We start from the raw sequence: 13334 nt of genomic DNA on the forward strand, positions 1-13334 counted from the left end.
GCATGACGATGAACGCGATCAGCCGCTCCCAGATCTACGTGCTCGACCAGGACGAGGCCCTCGACTTCTATGTCGGCAAGCTCGGCCTGGAGGTCAACACCGACCAGGACCTCGGCTTCATGCGCTGGCTGACGGTGAACCTGCCCGGCGACCCGGAGCGCGAGATCCTGCTGGAGAAGCCGGGCCCGCCGGCGCTGGACCCGGCCACCGCCGAACAGGTCCGTGAGCTGCTCACCAAGGGGGCGCTGGGCGGGTACCTCTTCATGACGACCGACGACGCGCACAAGACGTACGAGGACCTCGTCGCCAAGGGCGTCGAGATCACCGACGAGCCGATGGAGCGCCCGTACGGGATCGACTTCGGCATCCGCGACCCGTTCGGCAACAAGATCCGCATCGGCCAGATGTTCCCCAGGGGCTGACCTGGCGGCGGGAAGTCATGATCGGGAGGCGTGCCGCCGGTGGCACGCCTCCCGATCGCGTACGAGGGGGACGACGTGGGGACCCGCCTGCTCTACCTGGCCCGGCACGGCGAGCAGGACCGCCCGCCGGGAACCCCGCCGGGCGTCGACCCGCCGGAGACCGGCCTGTCCGACCGGGGACGCCGGCAGGCGACCCTGCTCGGCGAGCGGCTGCGCGGCGTGCCCCTCGACGCCGTCCACCACGGCCCGCTGCGGCGCGCCGTCGAGACCGCCGAGCTGGTCGCGGCGTCGCTGCCCGGGATCGGCGTGTACGCCGCCGAGGAGGTCGGCGACCACCTGCCGCACGACACCGATCCGGGCGGCCTGCCGCCCGCGTACGCCCGGCTGTTGGCGGGTTTCTCCCCGGCGGAGCGGGCCGACGGGCCGCGGCTGACGGCGGCGGCCCTGCGGCGCTTCGCCACCGTGCCGGACGACGGCGACCGGCGGGATCTGGTCGTCACGCACACGTTCCTGATCGCCTGGTTCGTCCGGCATGCGCTCGACGCGCCGGAGCGGCGCTGGCTGGGGTTCAACGCGCACCACTGCGGGCTGACGGTCATCCGCTACCGCTCCGGCGGGCCGCCGACCCTGGTCGCCGTGAACGACGTGGCGCACCTGCCGCCCGAGCTGCGCGGCACCGGCCTGCCGGTCGACTACCGGTTCTGATCCGGTCGGTGAGCAGGGCATCGGCGGGTGGCAGCGGGCAATGGGTCGCCACCCGCCCGGGTGGTTGTCGTGGTGCTCAGCCGATGGCCCCGAGCAGGAGCTCCACCACGGCCCGGGTCGTCTCCGGTGGGGCGGCGTCGGTCGGGCAGTCCACGTAGCCGGTCTCGACCGCCCCGACGGTCAGCCGGAAGTCGAAGGCGTCGTGGCAGGCGGTGGGGGTCGACGGGCGGCCGGCCTCGGCGGCGAGCGAGGGGTCGGCGACGAGCCGTCGCAGCCGGTCCAGGTCCGCCCCGGAGAGCCGGCCGGTACGCCGCGACCCGGCGCGGTCGACCACGGCCCACCGCCCGTCGGGCTCCACCGTCACGGTGTCGCCGCGCCCGGCGAACCCGCCCGAGCGGGTCAGTACGACGCGCGTCGCCGCGTCCGCCGGCCCTGGGGAGGACGGTTCCGGGGCCGGCGCGGCGGATGTCGACGTCGGTTCCGGTCGGACGGGCCCCGGTGAGGCTGCCTGGTCTGTCGGATCTGCCGCCGCGCAGCCGGACAGGGCCGTCGCCAGCAGCGCGATCTTGACGGCAGCCATCGAAACTGATCTCATTCCGCTCGGACGCGCGGCGCGGCGGCGCGGTTCCCGCCGGCCCCGGTTCCACCGAACGGTCAGTGTCCCGGGCGGAATCCGGATCACCTCTTCTCTTTTGGGTCGTCACATCGTTATATCTACATGTGTGACTATACCTGTCGCGCATACCCCCGTTCAGGAGGGCACGTGAAAAGACCCATTGCCGCCGTCGGTACGGCCCTGCTCACCAGCGGCCTGCTGACCGGCGTCGCCACCCCGGCGCTCGCGGCACCCCCCACCGCCCCCGCCCCGGGCGGGCCCGCCGCCGCCGCGGCTAGCGTCCTGCGAACCAACCCCGGCGCCGTGCAGGGCACCGGCGCCGAGGCCTACCAGGTGCACAGCACCAAGGTGGACGCCAACGGCGCCGCACACACCCGCTACACCCGGACCTACCAGGGCCTGCGGGTGTACGGCGGTGACTTCGTCATCCACACGACCCCGAACGGCGGCTACGCCGGCTCCTCGGTCGGTCTGGACGCCCCGCTGACCCTGCCCACCACGGCGAAGGTCCCCGCCGCGGCGGCGAAGAAGGCCGCCCGCGCCGAGTTCTCCGGCACGCTCACCGCCGTCGGCGCCCCGGAACTCTTCGTCGACGCCAGCTCCGGCAAGGGCCGGCTCGCCTGGGAGACCGTCGTCACCGGCTGGCACCCGGACGGGCAGACGCCGTCGCGGTTCCACGTCGTCACCGACGCCACCACGGGCAAGGTCGTCGGCTCGTACGACGAGATCGAGGCCGTCTCCGGCACGGGCAACAGCGTCTACTCGGGCGCCGTCACCGTGGACACCACGCTCTCCGGCAGCACGTACCAGATGATCGACCCGCTGCGCGGCAACGGCTCCACGTGCGACATGAACAACGGCACGTCGACGTGCACCACGTTCACCGACGCCGACAACACCTGGGGCACCGGCGCCGCCTCCAACCGGCAGTCCGCCGCCGTGGACGCGCACCACGGCGCCGCCAAGACCTTCGACTACTTCAAGAACGTGCACGGCCGCAACGGCATCTTCGGCGACGGCCGAGGTGTGCCGAGCCGGGTGCACTACGGCAACAACTACGTCAACGCCTTCTGGGACGGCTCCCGGATGACCTACGGCGACGGCAGCGGCAACTCCCGGCCGCTGGTCTCCATCGACGTGGCCGCCCACGAGATGAGCCACGGCGTGACCGAGAACGTCGTCCCCGGCGGCCTGACCTACTCCGGCGAGTCCGGCGGCCTCAACGAGGCCACCAGCGACATCTTCGGCAACATGGTCGAGTTCTACGCCAACAGCTCCGCCGACCCGGGCGACTACCAGGTCGGTGAGAAGATCAACATCAACGGCAACGGTACGCCGCTGCGCTACATGTACAACCCGTCCCTGGACGGTTCGAGCGACAGCTGCTGGTCCACCTCGACCAGGAGCAAGGACGTGCACTACTCGTCCGGTGTCGCCAACCACTTCTTCTTCAACCTCGCCGAGGGCACCGGGGCCACCTCGTACGGCACCTCGCCGATCTGCGGCTCCGCCCCGGCGGTGACCGGCATCGGCCGCGCCAAGGCCGAGAAGATCTGGTGGCGGGCGCTGGACGCGTACTTCACCTCCAACACCTCGTACGTCAACACCAGCAACCCGGCCAACACCGCCCGGGCGTACAGCCTGCGCGCCGCGACCGACCTGTACGGCAGCTGCTCCACCGAGTACAAGACCGTCCAGGCGGCCTGGACCGCGGTGAACGTGGCCGGCAACGACGCGCCGTGCTCGACCGGCAACGACTTCTCGGTCTCGCTCTCGCCGACCTCCGGCGCGGTGAACCCGGGCGGCTCGGTCTCCACCACCGTGGCGACCGCCACCACCAGCGGCTCGGCGCAGACCGTGACGCTGTCGGCCTCCGGCCTGCCGAGCGGGGCGACCGCCTCGTTCAGCCCGGCCTCGGTGACCTCGGGCGGCTCGTCGACCCTGACCGTCGCCACCACGGCCGCCACGGCGCCCGGCACCTACACGGTCACCGTGAACGGCGCCGGCTCGGTCACCCGCAGCGCCACCTACACGCTGACCGTCAACGGCACCGGCGGCGGCTGCACCAGCCCCGGTCAGAAGCTCGGCAACGCGGGCTTCGAGTCCGGGGTCACCACCTGGACGCAGACCTCGGGCGTGATCGGCCAGCACGGCACCTCGCAGCCGGCCCGCACCGGCACGTGGAGCGCGTGGATGAACGGGTACGGGACCACCCGTACCGAGACGCTCTCCCAGTCGGTGAGCCTGCCGGCCGGGTGCACGTCGTACAACTTCAGCTTCTGGCTGCACATCGACTCGGCGGAGACCACCAGCAGCACCGCGTACGACACGCTGCGGGTGCAGGTGCTCAACTCCTCCGGGACGGTGCTGGCGACCCTCGCCACGTACTCGAACCTGAACAAGGCCGCGGGCTACAGCCAGAAGTCGTTCTCGCTGGCCGCGTACAAGGGGCAGACCGTGACCCTGAAGTTCACCGGCGTCGAGGACTCGTCGCTCCAGACGTCCTTCGTGTTGGACGACACCGCGCTGAACGTCTCCTGACGTAGCCGTACCGTCGCCGGCCCGGCGACCACCCCGCCAGGGTGGTCGTCGGGCCGGCGCCGTTATGGTCGCCGCACGCGTCGCCGCTCCCGGCGGCCGGGCGGTACGTCGAAGGGGTGGTGACGGTGGCGGACGCGGAACTCCTCGTCGAGGTGGCCGGGCCGGTGGCGACGGTGGTGATCCGCAACCCGGCGCGGCGCAACGCGATGACCACCGCCATGTGGCGGCGGCTGCCGGAGCTGCTCGACGGGCTGGAGGCCGACCCGGCCGTCCGGGCGCTGGTGCTCACCGGCGCGGGGGACGCCTTCTGCGCCGGCGCGGACCTGGGCGACCTGGACGAGCTGCTGGATGCCGGTGACGCCAGCATCGCGGTGGCCGCCGAGGAGCGGCTCGCCGCCTTCGCCAAGCCGACCGTCGCCGCCGTCCGGGGCGCGTGCGTGGGCGGCGGCTGTCAGCTCGCCGTCGCCTGCGACCTGCGGGTCGCCACCACCGACGCGCGGTTCGGCGTGCCGCCGGCGCGGCTGGGCCTGGTCTATCCGGCGCCCACCACCCGCCGGCTGGCCAGGCTGGTCGGCCCGGCCGCGGCCAAGCACCTGCTCTTCACCGCCGAGCTGATCGACGCCGAGCGGGCGTTGCGGGTGGGTCTGGTCGACGAGGTGCTGCCGGGCGACGGGCTCGCCGCCCGGGTGGACGAGCTCACCGCCGCCGTGGTCGCCCGGTCGCAGCTCAGCGTCGCCGCCGCCATGGAGATCGTCGACGGGCGGGCGGACGAGGACCGGATCGCCTGGTGGCACGGGCAGGTCCGGGCCAGCGGCGAGGCCCGCGAGGGCGTGGCCGCCTTCCACGAGCGCCGCCCGGCCCGCTTCGGCTGGACCCCACCCGCCCGGCACTGACCGCTCCACCTCCCGTACCGCCAGGCCGGGACCCGCCAGGCCGGACCCGCCAGGCCGGGACGGCCAGGTAGGGGCCGAGAGGTGGGTGGCCGACGGGTGCCGCGCCGAGGGCGTACCCCCGACGCGGCCCCCCGTTCCCGCCGGCCGGTCCGTCACCGCCCCGCCAGCGCCGCCCAGCTCGGCACGGCCGGCTCACGCCGCAGCGGCATGCCCGCCTCGGCCGGCGTCCGGTCGCCCTTGTGCTGGTTGCAGCCGTAGCAGGCGGCGGTCGTGTTCCGCCAGGTGTTCCGGCCGCCGCGCGAGCGGGGCAGGATGTGGTCGATGGTGCCGGCCGGCCCGCCGCAGTACGCGCAGCAGCGCCCGTCGCGGCGCAGCACGCCCGCGCGGGACCAGGCCGGTCCGGCGCTGAACCGCCACCGGGTCACCACGTAGCGGACGAGGCGCACCACCCGGGGCATCGGGAACATCCCGATCACCCGGTCCGGCTCGGCCTCGTGGATCTCGGCGACCCGCCGGCAGAGCATCCGGATCGCGTGCTGGACGGTGACCCGGTGCAGCGGGCCGAGGTCGGCGTTGACGACGAGGACGGCGTCCACCGGTGTCTCCCTTCGTGGCGGTGACGAGCTGGGCGGGCCGGAGCGCGAAAGAGCCGCCCGGTCCGGGTGCGGACGGGCGGCTCGACGTCGTGCGGGCACGCGTCAGTCGGGCCGGCCGCCCCCGGGGTCTTCGGCACGGTGACGACCGCCGCCGGCCGGCGATGCCGGACGCGTGGGCAGGCACGACGGCACACCGGTGACGTGCGACATCGACATGACCAGCTCCCGCGGCGGTGGTTGACCTTGCGCGATCACGGTAGGTCGGCGGGGGACAGAGGGGCAACGGATTTCGATCGAGGCCCCGGCTCGTCGGGGCGGCGCTGCCGGCGGGCCCGGCCGGCGGCCCGCGCGGCGGCCAGCGGCCGGTCGATGCGTACGGCCATCCGCGCCGTCAGCTCGCTCTCCAGCAGCGGCCGGTTGACCTCCCCGGCGACCGCGAGCGCCGGCCCCGAGACGGTGCGCCAGATCGCGGCCAGCCCGGCGCCCAGCCCGAGCAGGGCCACGGCCGCCCGGGTCACCGGCGACCCGGCGGCGGCGAGCGCGCTCACCCCCACCACGGCGAACAGCACGGCGAGCAGCGGTACGAGCACCGGCCAGAAGATCCCCCGGACGGCCTGCACCACCAGCCTCCGGTCCCGCACGATCAGGTTTCGGGCGACGATGGCGTAGTCCTCCTCGTCCAGCAGGTCCCTCGGGTGCAGCCCGCCGGTGAGCACGCCCTGCCACAGCTCGCCCTGGTTGCGCAGTTCGCGGGCCAGCTCGGGCAGCCCCGCCTCGGTCGGGTCGCCCACGCCCGCCCTGGTGACCGCCGACGCCCACGCCGACAGCGAGTGGCGGACCACCGCGGCCGAGTACGGGGGCAGCACGCTGGCCAGCTCGCCCAGCCAACGGCCGATCTCGAACTGCCGCCCGCCGAAGCGCTGGGCCACCTGCCCGGCGTCGCCGTTCCGCACGGCGTCGCCGTACCGGACGGTGTCGGCCAGCGAGCGTCCCAGCCGGTACGCCAGCCCCACCCGCTGGTTGGTGGCCATCGTCCAGCGCAGCAGTTCCACGTTCAGGTCGTCGAGGGCGAGCAGTAGGGCGTCGGCGGACCCGTCGGCCACCCGGCCCCGCGCGTCGGCGGTGGCGGGCACGGGGCCGACGCGCCGGGTCAGCTCCGCGATCTGGGCGAGCGCGACCTCCACGCCGTCCAGGTACATCTGCATGCGCCGCCGCCCCGACATCTCGGTCAGGTTGGACAGTTTCGCCGGTGCGCCCGCCGGCCGGTCGTCCCCGGCGTCGCGCAGCTCGGCGGTCCGCGCGTGGTGGTAAGCGTCCGCCATCCACCAGCCGAGCCGCAGGGCGGTCACGACGCAGGCCCGCTCGTCCCGGATCAGCGGGTACGCGTCGTCCCGCGGCACGTCGGCGACGAGCGGGCCGTCGTCCCCGCGCGGCGACAATCCGACCTCCCGGCTCACCCCAGACGATCAGCCTAAGTGAACCGAACGGCCCATTTGCCCGCTTTGCCCCTCATCGCCGGGCGAGCAGGCCCCGGGGCCGGATCGAGCGGACCCGCTCCGCCGCGCCGCCCTCGGCCCGCAGGACGTGGTTGGCCGCGATGATCCCGGTCGCCGCCGACCGTTCCATCAGCGCGCTCGGGAAGTCCGTCCGGATGCCGTCGCCGGCCAGGTAGAGCCCGTCGGCGTCGGTGCGTACCCCCGGCCGCCAGGCGTGGCTGCCGGGCGTGAACGCCGGCGCCTGCGCCTCCACCCGGGCGCGCAGCTCGCGGACCCGCAGCCGGGCCGCCTCCGGCCAGAGCACGGTCAGCTCGACCCGCATCCGTTCGGCCAGCTCCTCGGCGGGCACGCCCGGCTCGCAGGCGTACGCGTGCAACTCCACGACCGAGCCGCCGGTGCGCTCGGCCCAGCGGCGGGACTCGTTCTCCAGCCGGTGGTAGAGGGTCACCGAGTCCAGCGTGGGCTGCCGGGACACCCCGCTGAACACCGCCCGGTCTGCGGAGACGTCCCCGTCGCACCAGAAGCGCGCCACCGCGTACGGCGGGCCGGGCCGGCCGAACGCGGGCATCCGCGCCGCCAGCCGGGGCGCGTGGTCGCCCAGGCCGGGCGAGGTAGCGACCAGCGCGGCGAGGGCGGGCGGGTCGACGGCGAGCACCACGTGCCGGGCCGGGTACGCCGTGCCGTCGGCGGTCGCCACCCGCCAGCCGGCGCCGTCGCGGGTCACGGCGGTGGCGGCGGCGTCCGTCAGCACCCGGCCGCCGTGCTTCTCCACGTGCCGCGTCAGCGGCTCCCAGATCGCCGTCGCGTAGTCCTCGTCGGGGCAGTCGAAGGCCAGCCCCTCCGGGTTGCCCAGCAGGTAGAAGTGGAACTGGGCGATCATCTCCGCCGCCGACATCTCCGCCTCGTGGTTGAAGAACGAATGGGAGAAGACCTCGAAGAGCATCGCGCGGGCCCGGTCGGGCAGCCGCAGAGAGGCGAGCAGCGCGTCGGCGGTCGTGTCGTCGAACTCGGCGTAGGTGCGCCCCGGGTCGTAGGTGAGCAGCGGCAGCGCCGCGTCCCGGTCCATGCCCCGCAGGTCGCCCAGGCGCAGGCTGGGGCTGCGCAGCAGCAGCGCCAGCAGGTTCATCGGCGGCGCGGGCGGCAGCCGGCCGAACTCCTCGGTGGGCCACCGCTCGCTCAGGATCGGATAGCCCGGGACCGGCTTGAGGAAGCCCAGCCCCGGGTCGGCGCGGCGCAGGATGGACCGCCAGTTGTAGTACTGCCGGAAGAACGCGTGGAAGCCGTGCTCGTTCATCTGCCGGCTGCCGTCGGCCAGCGTCTCCGGCCAGGCCCCGAGCCGGCCGCCGAGCGTCGGCGCGGCCTCCAGCACCGTCACCGCCACCCCGCGCTCCGCCAGCACCACCGCCGCCGACATGCCGGCGATCCCGCCGCCGACCACCACCGCCTCGACCCGGCCCGGCACGCGGGGGGCGCCACCACCGCCCGGGTCCACCTCGTGCTCGCGTACGCCGATGAGTCGACCGACCACTTTCGACAGCGCCATGTGCACCTTCCCGCCGGGTGGGTCTCCAGTCTGCCCGCTCAGCCAGCGCGGGAACCCTTTCCCGCGGGAAGCGCCTGACGTGCCCCGCCATCACTCCGGCGGCGGGAGGCAGCGCCGTTCCCGGTCCGAGGCGGGCCAGACGTACTCCAGGTCGGGCGGGACGTCGTCGCCGAAGAGCGGCCCGTAGTGTCCGGGGTCCTTGCGCAGCAGCGACGAGCGGTGGCTCAGGTGCAGGTCGTCGCGGCCCAGCCAGGGCGGCAGCTCACCGGCCCCGGCCAGCTCGGCCTGGGTGCGGACCCGGGTCAGGCCGCAGGCGGCGGCGAGGTCGGCGGTCATCGTGGTCGCGCACGTGTCGGCCCGGCCGGGCTCGCACCAGACTGCGCAGACGTCGAGCCCGTACCGGGTGAGGGCCTCCTCGTACCCGGCCCACATCTTCACCGCCGGGTGGTTGCGCCAGCCGTACGTGGGCCAGGTCAGCCCGCGCAGCACCTGGATGGTCTCCACCCGCTGCTTGCCCAGCCGCTTCTGGTCCAGCGTCCGGGCGCTGGCCAGGAAGTCCGGGTACGGCAGGAACGTCTGCATGCCGGTGCTCTACCCGTCGCCGGGAGGGACATGCGGCGCGACCAGCGTTCATGATCACGGGGCTGCGTCCGGCGCGACCGGCTGACTACGATGCGGCACATGGCGGAGCCCCTGCTGGATCGTGCGCGGCGTGCCGGCCGGCGGCTCCGGGTCAACGGGGACGGGCGGGCGCACTACGTGATCTGTGGTCGCGACGCCCTCGCCTACTGGGTGGTGCGGGCGCTGCTCGCCACCGAACTCCAGGCCGGCCGCGTCCGGATCACCCTGGTCGTGCCGGAACGACCGCGCTCCGACGAGCCTGACGGGCGGGACCTCCAGGGCGTCGAGGTCGTCCGCGCCGACCGGCTGGACGAGGTGACCTTCCGCCGGGCCGGGCTGGCCGGCGCCGACGGGCTGGCCCTGCTGCACCAGGACGACGTCGGCAACATGCACGCCGCGCTCTGCGCGCAGGAGGTCGAGCCCCGGCTGCGGCTGGTGGTGCGGATGTTCAACACCGGCCTCGCCAACGGGGTGCGGCAGATCTTCCCCGACTCGGCCGTACTCTCCGACGCCTCCATGGCCGCCCCCGCCTTCGTGGCCGCCGCGTTGGGCGAGGTCGCCCCCACCCACTTCCGGCACGGCGGGCGCACCCTCTACGTGGCCCGCCGCGAGGACGTACGCCCGCCCGACGTGGTCTGCGGGGTCGCCGACACCCGCGATCCGCAGCAGGTCCGGCTGCTGCCCGCCGACGAGCGCGCGGCCGACCTGGTGATCGCCGAGGCGACCGGGACGCCGCCGGGGACGGAACTGGCCGCCCGCCGGCTGGTGCGGGCCCGCCGGCGCCGCCGTCCGGTGACGGTGCTGCTGCGCGCGGTACGCAGCTTCGCCACCCGGAAGATCGGCATCGCGGTGATCGTGCTGCTGGCGGTGATCGGGGTGCTCGGCTCGCTCAACGGCTACGCCGCGCACGAGGACTGGGCCGACTCGCTCTACCTGACGCTCGTGACCACGCTGACCGGGCAGGATCCGAACCCGGACAAGTCGGCCGCCGAGCAGGTCATGCAGGTGGTGCTCAACCTCGCCGGGCTGGCGCTGATCCCGCTGATCACCGCCGTGGTGGTGGACGGCATCGTCAACGCCCGGCTGGCCCTGCACTCCGGCCGCATCCAGCCCGAGCGCTCCGGGCACGTGGTGGTGGTCGGGCTGGGCAACGTCGGCACCCGGGTGATGGCCCAGCTCTGCGACTTCGGCGTCGAGGTGGTGGCGATCGACAAGGTGCCCGAGCCGCGCGGTGGCGCGCTGGCCCGGCGGCTCGGCGTGCCGCTGATCGTGGGCGACGCCGCGCTGGAGGAGACCCTCCAGTCGGCGTCCGTGGGCGGCTGCCAGGCACTGGTGGTGGTCTCGACCGACGACGAGACCAACCTCCAGGCGGCGCTCATCGGCCGGGCCGTCAACCCGGAACTCCAGGTGGTGCTGCGCCTCTTCGACGGCCACTTCGCCGAACGCATCCAGCAGGCGTTCGGCATCGGCGTCTCGCGCAGCGTGTCGTACCTCGCCGCGTTCTCGTTCGCCGCCGCGCTGCTGGACCGCGCCGTGATCGCCACCATCCCGGTCGGCCGGCACGCGCTGCTGGTCACCGAGGTCTCCGTCGCCGCCGGATCGTCGCTGGACGGCAGGCCGCTCGCCGCCGTCGGGCGGGCCGAGAGCGTACGCCTGCTGGCGCACGCCCGGGCCGGCCAGCGCCTCGACTGGGCGCCCGATGCCCGGCTGGTGATCGTCGCGGGCGACCGGCTGACGGTGGTGGCCCGCCGGGCCGGCCTGAACGCCCTGCTCCGCGAGGCCGCGCCCCCGCCGGAGGACCCGGTCACGCCCGCGCCCCGCCAGCCGGAGGAATGACGGCCGCCGCGCCGGGCCCGAGGCGGGGTCAGGCTCGCCGGGGGCGCAGGGCGTACCAGAGGGCGCCGACGGCGAGCACGGCGACGCCGGCGAGCACGCTGGCCGGCGGCAGGTTGACCGCGAGCAGCAGGCAGCCGGCCAGCCCCAGCACGGCCAGTGCCCGCACCGGCAGCCGCCGGCCCGGGTCCCGGTCCAGCGTCAGCGCGGCGGCGTTGGTGATCGCGTAGTAGACCAGCACGGTGCAGCTGGAGAAGCCGATCGCGGCGCGTACGTCGCCCGCCAGCACGATCACCACCACGACGGCGGCCACGGCCAACTCCGCGCGGTGCGGCACCCGGTGCACCGGGTGGACGGCGGCGAGCGCCCCCGGCAGGTCGCGGCGGCGGGCCATCGCCAGCGCGGTGCGCCCCACCCCGGCGAGCAGGGAGAGCAGGACACCGGTCACCGCCACCGTCGCCCCGGCCCGCACCAGCCACGTCAGGCCGGGCAGCCCGGCGGCGGTCACCACGTCGGCCAGGGGCGCGGCGGAACCGGCCAGCCGGTCGGCCCCGAGCACGCCGACCGTGACCACGGCGAGCACCAGGTAGACCGCCAGCACCACGCCGAGGGCCAGCGGGACCGCCCGGGGGATGGTCCGCGCCGGGTCGCGCACCTCCTCGCCGAGGGTGGCGATCCGCGCGTACCCGGCGAAGGCGAAGAAGAGCAGCCCGGCGGCCGTGAGCACGCCCCGACCGCCGCCGCCGAGGTCGCCGAGCCGGTCGAGCGAGACGTCGCCGCCGGCCGCGCCGGCCACCGCGACGAGGGCCAGCACCACCAGCACCACGCCGACCAGCATCTTCGTCGCGGTGGCAGTCTTGCCGATGCCGCGCAGGTTCACGGCGGTCACCGCCGCCACCGCGCCGACGGCGACGAGCCGGGCCTGCCCCGGCCAGAGGTACGCCCCGATGGTCAGCGCCATCGCCGCGCAGCTCGCCGTCTTGCCGGCCACGAAGCCCCAGCCGGCCAGGAACCCGGCGAACGGGCCGAGCCGCTCCCGCCCGTACACGTAGGTGCCGCCGGACTCCGGGTAGCGGGCCGCGAGCCGGGCCGAGCTGGTCGCGTTGCAGAAGGCGATGAAGCCGGCCAGCACCAGCGCCGCCAGCAGGCCGGCCCCGCCGGCCGCAGCCGCGGCGGGCGCGAAGACCACGAAGACGCCCGCGCCGAGCATCGACCCCAGGCCGATGACCACCGCATCCCGTACGCCCAGCCGGCGTGCCAGTCGATCCACGGCGCGACCCTAGGGGGCCGAGATGAACGGACGGTTCCAGTCCCGCAGCGCTCCCGGCAACGGCAGGTCGTCCCACGGCACCCGGCGCAGCAGCCGGTCGAGGACAAGACCGAGCATCAGGGCCGCCAGCCCGTCGGTGAGCCAGTGGAAGTTCAGATAGGTGGTCGTGACCAGAAGGATCGCCGGCGGCGCGAACCGGACCAGCCGGTACGCGACCGGGGACAGCCGCCCGGCGGTCAGCGCGATCAGCAGCACCGCGATCACCCCATACCAGACAATTGCGTTGGCAACGTGCCCTGACGGGTAGGACATCGAGTAGGCCCCCGCCGGCAGCTGGTTGAAGATCTCCACTGCCTCGTTCGGAGGTAGGAACGGGTCCTTGACGGTTGCGCTCGGCGCGGCCCGGTCGGTCCACAGCTTGAGCGGGCCGATGGTCAGGTAGTTCAGCACGAATGCGCCCGCCACCAGCATCGGCGGCCGGACGGAGTGCCGGCGCCACGCCACGGCGAGGGCGAGCGCCCCCGAGACCGGCATCAGCAACCAACCGCCCTGCCCGAGCAGGTTGAAGATCCGGGCGGTCCAGTAAAGCGGGGCCGGGTCGTGGGCGTACGCCCAGTCGCTGACGGCCAGGTCGAGATCGTGGAGCCGCCCCTCGGCGAGCGCCAGGGTCAGCGCCGCGAACCCGGTGAGCAGCAGGGCGTCGAACCACCAGCCGGCCGGCCGGACCGGCCGGAGCTGCACCTTTGCCCGTACCGTCGTGGTCTCCCGCACCCCGACCACGCTACCGGCCCCGTTCGG

The 13334-nt window shown here is 74.5% G+C and carries 12 protein-coding genes; 5 read left to right on the forward strand and 7 right to left on the reverse strand.

Annotation, left to right across the window (positions count from 1 at the left end; all coding sequences use genetic code 11):
- Positions 1-2 precede the first annotated feature (2 nt).
- On the forward strand, positions 3-422 hold the full coding sequence (locus tag ACPXCB_RS12210) for a VOC family protein (protein ID WP_121401524.1): 420 nt from the start codon (positions 3-5) through the stop codon (positions 420-422).
- A gap of 39 nt (positions 423-461) precedes the next feature.
- Positions 462-1127 (forward strand): histidine phosphatase family protein, encoded by a 666-nt coding sequence (locus ACPXCB_RS12215; RefSeq protein WP_425874890.1) that lies wholly within the window; start codon positions 462-464, stop codon positions 1125-1127.
- 76 nt (positions 1128-1203) lie between these two features.
- Here the strand turns inward: ACPXCB_RS12215 and ACPXCB_RS12220 are convergent, their stop codons facing one another.
- Positions 1204-1491 carry a hypothetical protein gene (locus ACPXCB_RS12220; RefSeq protein WP_425874892.1) on the reverse strand — a complete coding sequence of 96 codons (288 nt, stop codon included), beginning with the start codon at positions 1489-1491 and terminating at the stop codon, positions 1204-1206.
- Positions 1492-1890: 399 nt separating this feature from the next.
- Here ACPXCB_RS12220 and ACPXCB_RS12225 point away from each other — a divergent pair, with 399 nt between their 5' ends.
- Together ACPXCB_RS12225 and ACPXCB_RS12230 are read left to right on the forward strand one after the other, a co-directional pair.
- Positions 1891-4284, forward strand: coding sequence for a M4 family metallopeptidase (locus tag ACPXCB_RS12225; protein ID WP_425874893.1), 2394 nt, complete (start codon positions 1891-1893; stop codon positions 4282-4284).
- Between the two features lie 119 nt (positions 4285-4403).
- Positions 4404-5177, forward strand: coding sequence for an enoyl-CoA hydratase/isomerase family protein (locus ACPXCB_RS12230; protein ID WP_425875020.1), 774 nt, complete (start codon positions 4404-4406; stop codon positions 5175-5177).
- A gap of 152 nt (positions 5178-5329) precedes the next feature.
- On the opposite strand, the gene ACPXCB_RS12235 is transcribed toward ACPXCB_RS12230, so the two are convergent.
- From ACPXCB_RS12235 to ACPXCB_RS12250, 4 genes are all read right to left on the reverse strand, one after another.
- Entirely contained in the window at positions 5330-5773 is a 444-nt protein-coding gene (locus ACPXCB_RS12235; protein WP_425874895.1) for an HNH endonuclease, read from the reverse strand.
- A gap of 251 nt (positions 5774-6024) precedes the next feature.
- On the reverse strand, positions 6025-7230 hold the full coding sequence (locus ACPXCB_RS12240) for a hypothetical protein (protein ID WP_425874896.1): 1206 nt from the start codon (positions 7228-7230) through the stop codon (positions 6025-6027).
- A 52-nt stretch (positions 7231-7282) separates the two neighbouring features.
- Positions 7283-8812, reverse strand: a complete 1530-nt coding sequence (locus ACPXCB_RS12245) for an FAD-dependent oxidoreductase (protein WP_425874897.1) — start codon at positions 8810-8812, stop codon at positions 7283-7285.
- A 90-nt stretch (positions 8813-8902) separates the two neighbouring features.
- Complete coding sequence (locus ACPXCB_RS12250; RefSeq protein ID WP_425874899.1) at positions 8903-9394, reverse strand: MSMEG_6728 family protein; 492 nt, start codon at positions 9392-9394, stop codon at positions 8903-8905.
- A gap of 99 nt (positions 9395-9493) precedes the next feature.
- Here ACPXCB_RS12250 and ACPXCB_RS12255 point away from each other — a divergent pair, with 99 nt between their 5' ends.
- The gene (locus ACPXCB_RS12255; RefSeq protein WP_425874900.1) at positions 9494-11269 is read left to right on the forward strand and encodes an NAD-binding protein; all 1776 of its coding nucleotides are present in this window, start codon (positions 9494-9496) and stop codon (positions 11267-11269) included.
- 28 nt (positions 11270-11297) lie between these two features.
- Here ACPXCB_RS12255 and ACPXCB_RS12260 read toward each other — a convergent pair whose 3' ends face one another.
- A complete protein-coding gene (locus ACPXCB_RS12260) occupies positions 11298-12536 on the reverse strand; it encodes an APC family permease (RefSeq protein WP_425874902.1) in 1239 nt (412 codons plus the stop codon).
- 9 nt (positions 12537-12545) lie between these two features.
- Positions 12546-13307, reverse strand: a complete 762-nt coding sequence (locus ACPXCB_RS12265) for a phosphatase PAP2 family protein (protein ID WP_425874904.1) — start codon at positions 13305-13307, stop codon at positions 12546-12548.
- Positions 13308-13334 lie beyond the last annotated feature (27 nt).

Source organism: Micromonospora sp. DT62, assembly GCF_049847285.1.
GTDB classification, from domain to species: Bacteria; Actinomycetota; Actinomycetes; order Mycobacteriales; family Micromonosporaceae; genus Micromonospora; species Micromonospora reichwaldensis.